This window comes from Brachybacterium sp. GCM10030267, assembly GCF_042666875.1.
Classification (GTDB): domain Bacteria; phylum Actinomycetota; class Actinomycetes; order Actinomycetales; family Dermabacteraceae; genus Brachybacterium.
In genome coordinates this window covers 170,090-182,982 of record NZ_JBHTCX010000003.1, presented here as the reverse complement: position 1 = coordinate 182,982, position 12,893 = coordinate 170,090, and the positions used below count along the sequence as shown (strand labels likewise).

Here is a 12,893-nt window from a genome sequence, read left to right as displayed (position 1 = left end):
CACCCGACCTGGCGGCGTCAGTCCAGCGACCCCTTCCGATCCGCCATCGCCTGCTCGAGCTCGTCGCGGATCTGGTCCCCGCCCTCGGCCTTCCAGGTCTTCACGCCGTCAGGCCAGGCGTCGACGGGTTTACGGCCCTGCAGGATGTCGCTGGTGAGGTCGTCGATGCGGCCTGTAATGGCTCCACCGCGCTCGGTGTCGGTCTCCGAATAGAGTCCCAGCGTCGGGTTTGCGGAGCCATACCCCACGGCGACCTTCTGGCCGTCGTACCAGTTCTGCGTGGACTGCGGATTGCCGGGCACGTAGATCGGCCACGGCGCATCGGTGAGATAGCGGAAGCCGAGCGGGGTCTCACTGGTCCCGCGCTGGGTGAGGACCGGGTCGGTCCCGTCGAGGTCATAGTGCACGCCCGCGCTGCCGTACACCCGGAACAGGTACTCCTCCGTCCCGAACGGGGCCGCCAGCCAGTTCAGCACGCTGAGCAATGTCTCGACCCGGTCCTCGGCGTCCTTCCGGATCGCCGAGATCCCGTAGGTGGGATTGGACAGCCAGGAACAGGCGGTCCCGCCCGTGCCGTCGTAGTCGGGCGTGCGCATCGCCGCCATCGCGAAGTCCTCGCCGGAGGTCTGCTCGCGGTGGAACTGCGGCCACGCCGAGAAGGTGTCCCAGGTGAAGTAGCTGCGCCCCGAACCGAACCAGTTCTTCACATCGTTGCCCTGCGCGGCGAACGTGTCCGGGTTCAGCACACCGGCTTCGACCAGGCGCCGCGCGGCCTCCAGGGCTTCCCGCTGCGCCTCGTGCTCGAAGTTCCTGATCAGCGAACCGTCCTGCTCCATCCAGGTGTTCGGAATGCCGAGCATCTGACGGATGAGATCCAGCGGCACGGAACCCAGCGCCCACACGTTCTCCTGCGGTGCGGTGAGCTCCTTGCACAGATCCAGGAACTCCTCGAAGTCGTTGGGGTCCTCGGTGATCCCCTTGGCCTCCAGCAGGTCCTGGCGCTTGTAGAGGATAAACGTGCTCATCACCCCACGAGGGATCGGCACGCCCATGATCTTCCCGTTCAGCGCCGTCGGCCTCCACGTCTCAGTGGGGATGTTCGCCAGGAACGGGTAGTCGGCGATCTTGGTGCCGGACAGGTGCGGGGTGAGATCCACGGCCGAGGCGTCGATGAACTGGGGCAGCTGCGGGGTGCCGCTGTCGACGCAGAACAGGTCGGGGAGCGAATCTCCGGCGACGATCGTGGCGAACTTCTGCTCCCAGTCCGGGCCCGGAACGATGTTCAGTCGCAGATCCGAGCCGAGTCTCGAATTCAACTCCTGCCAGAACGCGTTGCGGGAGACCGACGGCGGGACCGGGGAGTCGGTGCGCACCAGTGACGCGATCTCCTTGCCATCACCGGGAGTTCCGGACGTCGCGACCCGTGGCTCGGCCGGGTATTCGAAGTACCCGTCCATCAGGCCGGACTCCGCGTCACCGGGAAGATCCGGCGTGGCGCCCTCGAACGGGATGTGGTCGGGCAGCTCGACCGGCGCATTGGCGAATTCTGCGGGAATGCCCCCGCGGCCCTCGTTGCTGCAGGCTGCGAGGACGCCGGCCCCTCCGAGGGTGCCGGCCGTGAGAAGAGAGCGTCGGGTGGGTGCGGTCATCGCAGGGCCTCCGGGTCGGTCAGCGGCCGACGGGCCGGCGCGAGGACGGTGCGGCCCGAATGGGAACGGTAGCGGTCGGGGAGTGTGCGCGCTGCGGGGGCGCCGGGCGGCATCGACGAGTCGGTCATCCCTTCACCGCCCCGGTCAGCACGCCCTTGGCGAAATGGCGCTGCAGGAACGGGTACACGCACAGGATCGGCACGATGGAGATCACCAGGATCGCCATCTGGATCGTGGTCTGCGGAGGTGCAGCCTCCATCACGGTGCCCATCTCGGTGGTACCCATCTCGGTGCCGTTGACCACGTAGGTGCGCAGCACCATCTGCAGCGGCCACTTCGCGGCGTCGTTGAGGTAGAGCAGGGCGCTGAAGAAGGCGTTCCAGTAGTTCACGCCGTAGAACAGCCCGATTACGGCCAGCGCCGCACGGGAGAGCGGCAGGCCGATCCGGCGGAAGATCTGCCACTCCGAGGCGCCATCGATCTTCGCGGCGTCGATCAACTCCTGGGGCAGGCTCGCGAAGAACGAGCGCACCACGATCACGTTGAACGCGCTGACGGCCGTCGGCAGGATCAGCGCCCAATAGGAATCGATCAGCCCGAACTGGCGGACGGCCAGGTAGGTCGGGATCAGGCCGGGGGAGAACAGCAGGCTGATCAGAACCAGCAGCAGCATCGGGCGATTGCCCACGGTGCCGCGGCGGGACAGGGCCCAGGCCAGCATGGCGGTCAGCGCGAGGCTGATGAAGGTGCCGACGGCGGTGATACCGATGGAGATCACCAGGGAGCGCGCCACCACGCCGCCGGAGAGGATCGAACGGTATGCCGTCAGGTCGATCTCGCGCGGCAGCAGCACGAAGCCGCCGGATTCAGTGACCTGATCGGCCGGGGCCACCGAAGTGGAGACGATCCCGATGAAGGGGATGATCACCAGGGCGCAGATGACCGTGAGTACGACGGCCTTGAGCGCCTTCTCGAGCGGGCTCGCGGTGTCCTGCAGGCTGCGGCGTCGCACCTGGGCGCGAGCGGGGGTGCGCGGGGGCGCACCGGAGGTATCGGGGCTGTCAGGGATGCGGGTATCGGCGGTCATGCCTTGTAGACCCCTTCCTCGCCGAAGGCGTGGGCGACCTTGTTGGCGGCCAGGACCAGACACAGGCCCAGCGCGCTCTTGACCAGGCCCACGGCGGCAGCAGGACCCCACTGGCCGCCGGCGATGCCTTCGTTGTAGACGTAGGTATCGAGCACTTCGCTGGCGTCGATCCCCACCGCCTGCTGCTGCAGGATGATCTGTTCGAACCCGACGGTCAGGGAGTTGCCCAGCTGGAGGATGAACAGCAGGATCACGATGGGGCGCAGGCCCGGCAGCGTCACGTGCCACATCTGCCGGAAGCGCGAGGCCCCATCGACCGCCGCGGCCTCGTACAGCGCCTTGTCGATGCCCGAGAGCACGGCCAGGAAGAGAATCGTGGCCCAGCCGGTGTCCTTCCAGATCACCTGTGAAGTCAGCAGCACCTTGAAGATGTCGGCGTTGCCGATGATGTCCAGCGTCGCCAGCCCGTGCGAACGCAGCACGTTGTTGATCAGGCCGGAACCGCCCAGCATCTGCTGGAAGATCGCGACCACGATCACCCAGGACAAGAAGTGAGGCAGGTACAGGATCGACTGCACGATCTGGCGCATCTTGTTGGACATCAGGCTGTTCAGCAGCAGGGCGAGGACCACCGGCAGCGGGAAGATCAGCACCGACTGGATCAGCGTGAGAATCAAGGTGTTGCGTAGCGCATTCAGGAACGCGGGGTCGCCCGAGACCAGGATCTCGAAGTTCTGGAATCCCACCCAGAGGCTCTCGCGGATTCCTAGGTAGGGCTGGTAGTCCTGGAAGGCGATGACGTTGCCCAATAGCGGGTAGTACTGGAAACCGATCAGCAGCAGCATGCCGGGTACGGCGAGCACCAGCACCATGCGGTCGCGCAGGATGCGGCGCCACAGGGTGGGTTTGGATCTTCGCTCCAGCGGAGGTGATGAGGCCTCGCGGGGCGGGGCCTGGTTCTCGATGACGGCCATGGCGGACGTTCTCCTCGATGAGATGTCGTCGTGGGAGGCGCGTGCACCCTGCTGTCGTCTCGGGTGATCGTGCCGAAGGTGCCTCCCGTGAGCGGCTCCTTTGCGCTCCGGGGCGGTGCTGTGATGTGAAGCACGGCATTTCCTACGTGAGAAGAGCATGGTGTTCGACGGGTTGCCAGAAGTTGCCTCACGGGCGTCTGGCGGGGTCGCGGATAGCACGGAGAGGCGCTCGACGGGTGCGTCGGCAGGTCATCGATGGAATCTCTGGGGGCTTGCTGAGCTGGGAATTCGCTTACCCGGCGAGAATATTCGTGTCTTCGGATCGTGCGCATGTGGCGGAGGTGGCGGCCTGCCGGGAGTCATCGGCTGGCGAGTTCCGGGTCGCGGCACGACGGCCCCCGCGTTCCCGTCGCCGTGATCCATGCTCGCCCTGCCGGGCACCGTCGCGCCGAGCCGCCCCGTTGCCACCACCCCAAGTGGGCTATACCATTTCCGGATCAAGTGGCGGCATCGCCTGCCGCCCCGTCGTCCAGGAGCGAGCGCGCCCATGAACACCTTCGAAGACGTCATACGCGTCATCACCGACAATCTCTTCGCCCAGGTCTCCATCCTCATCGGGCTCATCGCGCTGGTCGGCCTGATCCTGCAGCGCAAGCCGTTCGACGAGGTCGTCGCCGGGGCGCTGCGCGCCACCATCGGCGTGGTCATCCTCAACATCGGCGTGGAGATCTTCACCGGGGGACTGTCAAGCTTCCAGGCCATCGTCTCCAGCGCCATGGGCCTGGACCCGCCGGAGGCCACCTCCACCCTCGCCGACTTCACCGCCGGCGCCGGCTCGGTCGTGCCGCTGATCATCGCCGGCGGCTTCGTGGTCCACCTGGCACTGGTGCGGATCTTCCCCGCCGCTCGGTTCGTCTACCTCACCGGACACCTCATGTACTGGATGTCCGTGGTGATCTCCGCGTCGCTGGTGGAGGCCTTCGGCGACGTCAACCGCTGGGTGCTGGCCGGAGTCGGCTCGATCCTCATCGGCTGCTACTGGGTCCTCCAGCCGCTGTGGACCCGCCCGCTGATGCGCAAGGTGATGGGCGATGACGAGGTGGGCCTGGGCCACACCGACTCCCTGATCGCCGTGGCCTCCGGGTACGGGGCGCGCGCCCTGAGGCTCGGCGACCCTGAGCAGCATGACTCCGAGCGGGTGCGCCTGCCCAAGCCGGTCTCGTTCTTCAAGGACATCAACGTCTCCACCGCCACGATCATCGGCGTGATCATGCTGGTGGCGATCCTGTTCGCCGATTCCGGCGTGGTCGCGGAACAGATGGGCGATGAGACCCTGCTGCCGTGGGTCTGGGCCGTGCTGCAGGCGCTGCGCTTCGCCGCGGGCATCGCGATCCTGCTGTTCGGCGTGCGCATGTTCCTCGCCGAGATCGTCCCCGCCTTCAAGGGGCTCTCGGAGAAGGCACTGCCGGGCACGAAGCCCGCCCTGGACCTGCCGGTGGCCTTCACCCGCGCCCCCACCGCCGTGATGATCGGTTTCCTCGTCTCGACCGTGGTGTTCCTGGCACTGATGCTGATCTTCGCCGCCACCGGCTGGTTCGTCCTCGTCCCGCCGATGATCATGCTGTTCTTCGGTGGCGGCGCCGGCGGCGTGTTCGGCAACGCGGTCGCCGGCTGGCGCGGCGCCATCTTCGGCGGCGTCCTCAACGGCATCGTGCTCGCGATCGGCCAGGCCATCGGCTGGGGCCTGTACGCGGGCACCGCGCCGGAAATCGCCACGCTGGCCGACGCCGACTGGTACGCGGTGGGCTGGGCACTGATCGGCCTCGGCGCCTTGCTCTCGCCACTGGGAACCTGGGCGATCTGGGTGCTGGCCGCCGTCACACTCCTGGTGACCATCGCGATCCTCGTCGCCCTGGGCCGCCGCGCCCCGGCCGAGGCCACCGCTTCCACCGGTGCCGACCCGACCGGCACCGATTCGACCGGCACCGACGCCCCGCAGAGCCACCGCGGCGAGCCCGCCACGGTCGGTGCGACCGCCGCGGCGGAGGGGCGGACCGCGACGGCCGACGGTGGCGCCGCCCCGACGGCCGACGGTGACGCCGCTCCGAGGGCCGACGCCGCGACCAGCCCGTCGGCCTCCGCGCCCACACCCACCGCGCCCTCCGGCCCGCTGGACGTCCTCGCCGTGTGCGGGGCGGGCATGGGCTCGAGCCTCATCCTGCGCACCACGGCCGAGAAAGCGCTGGACCGCATGGGGATCGAGGCGACGATGCGCCACACCGACGTCGGCTCCGCCCGCGGTGAGCACCCCGACATCGTCGTCGCCCAGCAGAGCTACCTCCAGGAGCTCGGCGACATCGCCCCGGTGATGGTCCCGATCGAGAACTTCGTCGACGTCGACCACGTCGAGAGCCGCATCTCCGAGGCGCTGCAGAAAGAAGGATGGCGATGAGCGAGGACCCGATGATCGACGACCTCACGAGCATGCTCACCCGCGTGGTCGAGGACAACCGGGACGGGATCGAGGCATCTGCGCAGGCCGTCGCCGCCTCGGGCCGGGACGGCGGCTTGCTGTACGCCGCCGGGGCGGGGCATTCCCTCGCCGCGGTCATGGAGACGTTCTTCCGGGCCGGGGGCCTTGCTTTCGTCCGGCCCCTGTGGGATCAGCGAGTGCTGCCGCTGGCCGGGGCCCGCGCCTCGACCGCCGCCGAACGGGAGGCGGGGCTCGGTCAGGCCGTGGCCGAACGCGCCGGGGTTGGCTCGCAGGACACCGTGCTGATCTTCTCCAACTCCGGCGTGAACCCCTATCCGGTGGAGATCGCGCAGCAGGGCCGACGGGCCGGCGCCACCGTCATCGCCATGACCTCCGTCCAGGCGAGCCGCACCGCGCCCCAGCGCGCCGAGGGCCGGCTGTTCGAGCTCTCCGACATCGTCCTGGACACGCAGGTGCCGGCGGGGGATGTGACCTGGCCGCCGTCGGAGCCCGTCACTGCGCCCGCCTCGACCCTGGTGACGGCTTCGCTGTGGACGGCGATCCTGCGGCGGATCGACACCATCGCCCCGGAGGTGCCGCGGTGGAAGAGCGCGAACGTGGCCGGGACCGATGAGTTCAACGCCGCACTCGTAGAGCGCTTCGCCCCCCGGATTCCTGAGCTGTGACCGGCGCGATCTGCGCGGAGAGCTCGAAACGGTCGCCGGGGTAGGTCGAGACGGTGCGCTCGATCGCCTGCCCGCCGCGGCCGGAGACACGCACGAACTCGAGCGCCGCCGAGCCCCGCTCGACCCCGAGCTCGTCGGCGTCCTCGGGGCGGATGATCGCCGCGCGGATCGTCTGCTCGCCGGCGTCGAACCGCACGCCGTAGCGGGACTCCAGCACGCTGTACAGCGACTGGGTCGAGAAGTCGACCTCGGCCAATCCCGGGACGACGCTCGCATCCAGCGCGGTGCGCTCGATGGCCATCGGCCGCTCGTCGGCCAGGCGCACGCGGTCCAGCCGCACCACCGGGGCGCCGTCGCCGAGGCCGAGGGCCTCCGCCGTGAAGGGGTCGGCAGGCGCCTCGACAAGGCTGAGCACCCGCGAGCCCGCGCGGATGCCGCGGGCGGCCATGTCCTCGGTGAACCCCGTCAGATGCAGGGGCAGATTCACCGCGGGGCGTGCGACGAACGAGCCCCGGCCCACCTCACGCACCAGCCGGCCTTCCCGCGTCAGCTCATCCAGCGCGCGGCGTGCCGTCATCCGCGAGACGCCGCTCTCGGCCGCGAGCGCCCGCTCGCTGGGCACGGAGGTGCCGACGGGCAGCGCCTCGATCTGAGCGCGCAGCTCCTCCACCAGGGCGCGGAACTTGGATCGGTCGGTCATGGGCCGATCTTCGCACGGTGCGGGCCGCGGCCCTGCACACGGGGTCGGTAGCTGCGTACGGGCGACTGCTCAGTGCCGGTTCCTGAAGCGCGCTTTCTTCTGCCGGTTCCCGCACGTGTTCATGTCGCACCAGCGGCGGGTGCGACTGCGGCTGGTGTCGAAGAAGATGGCACGGCAGGTCGGTGACGCGCAGATGGCCAGGCGTCCGTCCCGCTCGCCGGAGAGGATCTCGATGGCATCGGCGGCAACCACCCCCAGGGCGTCCCGGGCGGGGGAGAGGGAGCCCAGCTGCCAGCGCCGGGTGCCGTCGGCGGTCAGGACGGCCGCGGCATGCCCGCCGGCGCTGCAGTCGTTGATCACCTCGAGACGGTCGGCGGGGAGAGTCTCTCCCTGTGCGACCGCCGTCCCGGCGACGTGGATGGACTCCCTCAGCTCCAGTGCTTGCTCGAGATCGGCGCCGTCGCAGGAGTCCACGGGCAGGCCGCTGACGGCGAACCAGTCGAGGAGCCGCTTCGGCGTGGGGATGCGCTCGACGGGCTCACCGTGACGCTCCGACAGGGTCGCCGTGAAGCTGGTCGCGAGCACCGTGCCGAGGCGGAATTCGGGGTGCGCCGTGGACATGGAACCACCTTAGCTGGTTGCCCCTGTCACACGCAGCGTGATAGAACCAGCAATGCCGGTTCCAGTGATGCCGGTTCCAGCATTGCCGGTCCCGCAATGCCGCTTCCAGTGAGTCCCGGAGAGGACAGCCCATGACCAACGCGCCCTGCGACATCGACGCCATCGAGACCAGAGCACGTCACGCCGACCTCGCTGACCTGCGTGCGCGGCTCTCCGCGGCACGCCTGCCCGAGACCGAGACGGTCCATCGCCCCGCGCCCGATCCGCGCCGCTGGGACCAGGGCGTCCCGCGCGCGGACCTCGTCGAGCTCGTCGGCTACTGGATCCACGAGTACGACTGGCGACGCTTCGAAGCACGTCTGCAGCGGATCGGTCAGTACCGCACGAGCATCGACGGCCTGGGCATCCACTTCCTGCACCGGCGTTCCTCCCGGGCCGATGCGACGCCGCTGATCCTGACCCACGGGTGGCCGGGCAGCATCGCCGAGTTCGTGGACATCATCGACGAGCTCGCCGAGCCCGACTCGGCCGAGACGCCCGCCTTCCACGTCGTGGTCCCGTCGCTGCCCGGCTTCGGCTACAGCGACAAACCGACCACCACCGGCTGGGGCATCGAGGCAATCGCGGCCGCCTGGGCGGAGCTGATGGAGCGACTGGGCTACGACCGGTTCCTCGCCCATGGCGGCGACTGGGGAGGGGTGATCACCACAGTCCTCGGCGGCCGGTACCCCGAGCACGTCATCGGCCTGCACACCACCGTCGCCCAGCCGCCCCCGGGCCTCACCACGCAGGGCCTGACGGAGGCCGAGCGCGCCTGGGTGACCGAGTCCCGCGATTTCTGGAGTCACCGCGCCGCGTATGCGAAGCAGCAGGCCGCCAGGCCGCAGACCATCGGCTACTCGCTCGTGGACTCACCCGTGGGATTGCTCGCCTGGATCCTCGACAAGTTCGCCGAGTGGACGGATACCGAGGACAGCCCGTTCGAGACCATCAGCCGGGACCACGTGCTCGACAACGTGACTCTGTACTGGCTGACTGCCACCGGCGCCTCGTCCGCGCGGATCTACTTCGAGAGCCACGCCGCGCTGGATCCCGTCCTTCGGGTCGACGTCCCGTCGGCCATCACCGTCTATCCCCGCGACATCGAGAAGTGGCCGCGGGTGTGGGCCGAGGAGCGGTTCCGGCGAATCGTCCGGTGGCGGACACCGGACGCCGGTGGGCACTTCCCCTCGCTCGAGGCCCCCGAGTTCTTCGTCGAGGATTTGCGAGAGGGGCTCGTGGCTGTACGGGCTGCGCGGGCCGACGACGACGTCGCGGCCGCCCACGAGGCCAGCGGCTCGGCCGGCGGGAGTGAGCGCCCGGAGGAGGCGTGAGCAGCCCTGTTCGACTCACGTCCGCAAGTGCGACGCCCCGTTCAGATCGAGCACAGCCCCGGAGGCCCACTGCGCCTCGGGTGAGGTGAGGTAGAGGATCGCCGCGGCGACCTCGTCGGCGGTTCCCACCCGCCCGAAGGGGCTCTGGGCCCGCAGGCCATCACCGTTCTCGCCGTCGAGCTTGGGCTGCTGGCGCTCGGTGTCGACGAAGCCGGGGGCGACCGATGCGACGGCGATGCCGTGCGGCGCGAGGGCCAGGGCCATGGACTGCCCGAACGCGTGGAGTCCGGCCTTCGCCGCCCCGTAGGCCGGGGCGTCGGGCTCGCCGCGGAAGGCGCCGCGGGAGCCGACGTTGACGACCACTCCCTGGGTGCCGCGGGCGATCAGCGAACTGGCCACGAGATAGGTCAGGTTCGCCGGCGCGCTCAGATCGACGTCGATCATCCGCCTCCAGCGCTGCTGCCACGTCTCGTAGTCGACCTCGTCGACGCGGTGGGAGGTGGCCTCCCCGGGCGCGATGCCGGCGTTGTTGACGAGGATGTCGATCTGCCCCATCCCGGCCTCGGCCTCCTCGACGACGCGGCGAGCGGTCTCGGGGTCGGAGAGGTCGCCGCCGACGAGAATGTGGCCCTCGCCGTGCAACTGCGCGAGGGTCTCCTCCGCCGACGCCCTGTCGGCGCCGTAGTGGACGGCCACCCGGTCGGCGCGCTCACTGAGGGCGATCGCGGTCGCGCGTCCGATCCCGCGGGAGGCTCCAGTGACCAGTGTGCATCTCATGCTCGGCTGCCTCGTTCCGTGGTCGCTCGGGGGTGGTCGATCTTGGCGGGTGGTCGATCGCAGTGTCATCCTCGCGCATGGGGCGGCCGTGCGGTGTCCGCATCCGGGCCCGGCTGGTCCGTGCCGTGGAGGGGGCCACCCAGGCTCGGATGCCGTCGCTCACCCGGGACCGGCAGACGCGACCCGGCGTCTCGGCCGCGCCAGCGCAGAGCGGACGAAGAACCCGGCGAAGCGCCCGGCTGCTGTCAGCCGTCGGGCCCGCGTGAAGCCCTGCCCCCGGATCGAGGTCAGGAGCCGGACGAGGTCCGGTGCGCTGATCCTCAGGACCGTCCGGACGGATTGCCCGTCGGCCCCGTCGGCCACACCCTCGGCCCCGTCGGCCCCGTCGGCGGGGGAGACCTCGATGTGCAGCGTCGTCAGCCCCGCCAGCAGCGCGAGCGGGCGGCGGCCGGACGTGTGCTTGACGCCGATGAGCCGGCGGGGCCTGCCGTCGTCGTCGGCGAACTCCAGCGAGTACCGCATGGCCTCGTCGCCCCCGCGCGGGAACAGCGAGAGCGTGCCGGCGGTCTCCGCGCCGGTGGCGATGCCCTCGAGATCGATCGAGCCGTGCACGGCGATCGGATGAGCGTGGTCGGTGAGGAAGCCGTCCATGCTGCGCACCTCCGCGCGCAGGCGCAGCTCCGCTCGCGGTCTCGTGCCCGACGGTGTCGCCATGTGTTCGGCGAAGACCACCCCGTCGCCCCTGGTCGCCTCGCGCGCGGCCGCCGCATGGGCGAAGGCGCCGTCCTCCGGCACGGGAGTCGCCTGCACTGCGTCCCATTCAGGGGCGCGCCACTCGGGCCGTCCGGCGGCCCGGATCACGGCCTCGATGGCGCGCTCGGCGCCGGCCAGGATCGTCGCCGACGGGTTCACGCCCGTCGCGGCGGGCACCACGGACCCGTCCATCACGTAGAGGCCGGGATAGCCGTGCACCTGGCCGATGTCGTCGACCACGCCGGATGCCGCGTCGGCCCCGGGGCGCACCCCGCCGAGGGGGTGGACGGTGATGGTGCGGCGCAGCAGCGACCACGTCGGCGGGTTGTACTGTCGCCCGCCCAGCAGCCGCCGCACCAGCGGCCCCACCCGACGCTGCGAGCGGTACAGGTGAGCCTGCCAGCGATTGCTCCAGCTCAGCGCCGCCTCGCCCTTGTCATCTAACCGCAGCGTGCCCCGGGCCGAGTCCCGGCCCATGGCCAGCAGCGCGAAGGTGCGCGTGGGGTCGCTGCCGCGCAGGTGCTTCCACCAGCGCCGGACGGTGCGCCCCGGCAGCAGCGCGTCGTAGAGTTCCTGCAGGGGAGGCGGGATCGCACCGTCCTGCACCTGGAACCACACCGACCGCCCGCCCTCGGGCACGGACAGCACAGTCGTGGTGGTGATCGTCGGGCCCGTGGTCATGTCCGCGGCATCCCGCGGCATTTCGGCGAGAGTCAGGAAATCGCCGTTGCCGGAGAATCCCCGGCCCAGCTGCGGCGAGAGGTCGGGCAGGGTTCCGTGGACATCGCGGGCGCGCAGCAGCAGCTCGTTGGTCGCCACCGCCCCGGCGGCCAGCACGACCCGCGGCGCCGTCCAGGTCCGGGGCGGGGCCGACGGGTCCGTCGGGGACGTGGTGGTCACCGCATAGCCGGATCGGCCGGAGGAGTCGCGATGAGTCTCGATCCGGCGGACCTCGGCGTCGGTGACCGCGCGGGCCCCGTGCTGCTCGGCCACCGCGAGATAGGTGACATCCAGGGTGTTCTTCGCGCCGTGGTTGCAGCCGATGATGCACTCGCCCACGAAAGCGCATCCGCGCCGCGGCACCCCGTGGACGTTGGGATGCCACGTCTCAGGATCCCCGAAGGTCACGGCGAGACTCGGGCGCACCGTGGCCGGGATGTCCATGCCCTGGACCATCTGCTCGATCAGTGAGGTGCGCGGGGCGGGCCTGCCGGTCGCCGGATCGTCCCCGGCCGGGGCGATGCCCATCATGTGCCCGGCCAGCTCGTAGTACGGGTCGAGGCTCTCGCGCCGCAGGTGCGATGGCCAGCGCTCGTCCATGACGCCTTCATAGGGGCGGGAGAAGACGTTGGCATAGACCAGGGAGCCGCCGCCCCAACCCGCCGCCTGCACACTGCCCATCGTGTCCAGCCAGCGGATGTCGTACAGGCCCTGGCCGGCCCGCCACAGCCAGCGGTCCTCCAGCTCGGGCCGACGCGGGAACTCGCCGAGGGCCCACCGGCGACCGCGCTCGAGCACGATCACGGACAGTCCCGCCTGCGCGAGGCGGGCCGCGGCGACCGCCCCGCCGAATCCGCTGCCGACGACGATCGCGTCCGCGTCGTAGTGCTGAGCCATGATCAGTGTCCTCGCTGCCGCACGGGGCCCGACTGCTCGCCGTCCTCCCGTGTCCTGGATCGTAGAGCCGCCGGATCGGCAGACGCTGAGGTGTGCCCGTCGCGGGGCAGCGGGCAGTGTCCGCAGACGTGCTCCGGTGCTCGGTCGTCAGTCTTCCTCCCCGGTGCGGGCCCGTCCACACAT

Annotated in this window: 11 protein-coding genes; 3 read left to right on the top strand and 8 right to left on the bottom strand. The window is 70.1% G+C overall.

Annotated elements, in window-relative coordinates:
* Positions 1 to 17: 17 nt before the first annotated feature.
* From ACFQS2_RS03325 to ACFQS2_RS03310, 4 genes are read right to left on the bottom strand one after another with little or no spacing between them, the layout of a single operon-like run.
* Positions 18 to 1,649: an extracellular solute-binding protein gene (locus ACFQS2_RS03325; protein ID WP_377792728.1), complete on the bottom strand. Its 1,632-nt coding sequence runs from the start codon at positions 1,647 to 1,649 to the stop codon at positions 18 to 20.
* On the bottom strand, positions 1,646 to 1,777 hold the full coding sequence (locus ACFQS2_RS03320; RefSeq protein ID WP_377792727.1) for a hypothetical protein: 132 nt from the start codon (positions 1,775 to 1,777) through the stop codon (positions 1,646 to 1,648). Before ACFQS2_RS03320 ends, ACFQS2_RS03325 begins: the two co-directional genes overlap by 4 nt.
* Positions 1,774 to 2,736 carry a carbohydrate ABC transporter permease gene (locus ACFQS2_RS03315; RefSeq protein ID WP_377792726.1) on the bottom strand — a complete coding sequence of 321 codons (963 nt, stop codon included), beginning with the start codon at positions 2,734 to 2,736 and terminating at the stop codon, positions 1,774 to 1,776. The genes ACFQS2_RS03320 and ACFQS2_RS03315 overlap by 4 nt, the downstream gene beginning before the upstream one ends.
* Positions 2,733 to 3,710 carry an ABC transporter permease gene (locus tag ACFQS2_RS03310; RefSeq protein WP_377019742.1) on the bottom strand — a complete coding sequence of 326 codons (978 nt, stop codon included), beginning with the start codon at positions 3,708 to 3,710 and terminating at the stop codon, positions 2,733 to 2,735. Before ACFQS2_RS03310 ends, ACFQS2_RS03315 begins: the two co-directional genes overlap by 4 nt.
* A gap of 547 nt (positions 3,711 to 4,257) precedes the next feature.
* On the opposite strand from ACFQS2_RS03310, the gene ACFQS2_RS03305 reads away from it, so the two are divergent.
* Together ACFQS2_RS03305 and ACFQS2_RS03300 are read left to right on the top strand one after the other, a co-directional pair.
* The gene (locus ACFQS2_RS03305) at positions 4,258 to 6,162 is read left to right on the top strand and encodes a PTS transporter subunit IIC (protein ID WP_377019743.1); all 1,905 of its coding nucleotides are present in this window, start codon (positions 4,258 to 4,260) and stop codon (positions 6,160 to 6,162) included.
* Entirely contained in the window at positions 6,159 to 6,869 is a 711-nt protein-coding gene (locus tag ACFQS2_RS03300) for a sugar isomerase domain-containing protein (protein ID WP_377019744.1), read from the top strand. Before ACFQS2_RS03305 ends, ACFQS2_RS03300 begins: the two co-directional genes overlap by 4 nt.
* On the opposite strand, the gene ACFQS2_RS03295 is transcribed toward ACFQS2_RS03300, so the two are convergent.
* A complete protein-coding gene (locus ACFQS2_RS03295; protein WP_377792725.1) occupies positions 6,820 to 7,569 on the bottom strand; it encodes a GntR family transcriptional regulator in 750 nt (249 codons plus the stop codon). The two genes, ACFQS2_RS03300 and ACFQS2_RS03295, sit on opposite strands and share 50 nt — an antisense overlap.
* A 69-nt stretch (positions 7,570 to 7,638) precedes the next feature.
* On the bottom strand, positions 7,639 to 8,190 hold the full coding sequence (locus tag ACFQS2_RS03290; RefSeq protein WP_377792724.1) for a CGNR zinc finger domain-containing protein: 552 nt from the start codon (positions 8,188 to 8,190) through the stop codon (positions 7,639 to 7,641).
* 131 nt (positions 8,191 to 8,321) lie between these two features.
* Here ACFQS2_RS03290 and ACFQS2_RS03285 point away from each other — a divergent pair, with 131 nt between their 5' ends.
* Positions 8,322 to 9,563 carry an epoxide hydrolase family protein gene (locus ACFQS2_RS03285; RefSeq protein WP_377792723.1) on the top strand — a complete coding sequence of 414 codons (1,242 nt, stop codon included), beginning with the start codon at positions 8,322 to 8,324 and terminating at the stop codon, positions 9,561 to 9,563.
* Between the two features lie 15 nt (positions 9,564 to 9,578).
* Here the strand turns inward: ACFQS2_RS03285 and ACFQS2_RS03280 are convergent, their stop codons facing one another.
* A complete protein-coding gene (locus ACFQS2_RS03280) occupies positions 9,579 to 10,340 on the bottom strand; it encodes an SDR family NAD(P)-dependent oxidoreductase (protein ID WP_377792722.1) in 762 nt (253 codons plus the stop codon).
* Positions 10,341 to 10,499: 159 nt separating this feature from the next.
* Positions 10,500 to 12,710, bottom strand: coding sequence for a GMC oxidoreductase (locus tag ACFQS2_RS03275; protein ID WP_377792721.1), 2,211 nt, complete (start codon positions 12,708 to 12,710; stop codon positions 10,500 to 10,502).
* Between the last annotated feature and the right edge of the window lie 183 nt (positions 12,711 to 12,893).

Bases quoted from the DNA above. Each gene is read 5' to 3' on its own strand.
- ACFQS2_RS03320 (WP_377792727.1), bottom strand. From the start codon at position 1,777: ATGACCGACTCGTCGATGCCGCCCGGCGCCCCCGCAGCGCGCACACTC.
- ACFQS2_RS03315 (WP_377792726.1), bottom strand. From the start codon at position 2,736: ATGACCGCCGATACCCGCATCCCTGACAGCCCCGATACCTCCGGTGCG.
- ACFQS2_RS03295 (WP_377792725.1), bottom strand. From the start codon at position 7,569: ATGACCGACCGATCCAAGTTCCGCGCCCTGGTGGAGGAGCTGCGCGCT.
- ACFQS2_RS03275 (WP_377792721.1), bottom strand. From the start codon at position 12,710: ATGGCTCAGCACTACGACGCGGACGCGATCGTCGTCGGCAGCGGATTC.
- ACFQS2_RS03280 (WP_377792722.1), bottom strand. From the start codon at position 10,340: ATGAGATGCACACTGGTCACTGGAGCCTCCCGCGGGATCGGACGCGCG.
- ACFQS2_RS03290 (WP_377792724.1), bottom strand. From the start codon at position 8,190: ATGTCCACGGCGCACCCCGAATTCCGCCTCGGCACGGTGCTCGCGACC.
- ACFQS2_RS03305 (WP_377019743.1), top strand. From the start codon at position 4,258: ATGAACACCTTCGAAGACGTCATACGCGTCATCACCGACAATCTCTTC.
- ACFQS2_RS03310 (WP_377019742.1), bottom strand. From the start codon at position 3,710: ATGGCCGTCATCGAGAACCAGGCCCCGCCCCGCGAGGCCTCATCACCT.
- ACFQS2_RS03285 (WP_377792723.1), top strand. From the start codon at position 8,322: ATGACCAACGCGCCCTGCGACATCGACGCCATCGAGACCAGAGCACGT.
- ACFQS2_RS03300 (WP_377019744.1), top strand. From the start codon at position 6,159: ATGAGCGAGGACCCGATGATCGACGACCTCACGAGCATGCTCACCCGC.
- ACFQS2_RS03325 (WP_377792728.1), bottom strand. From the start codon at position 1,649: ATGACCGCACCCACCCGACGCTCTCTTCTCACGGCCGGCACCCTCGGA.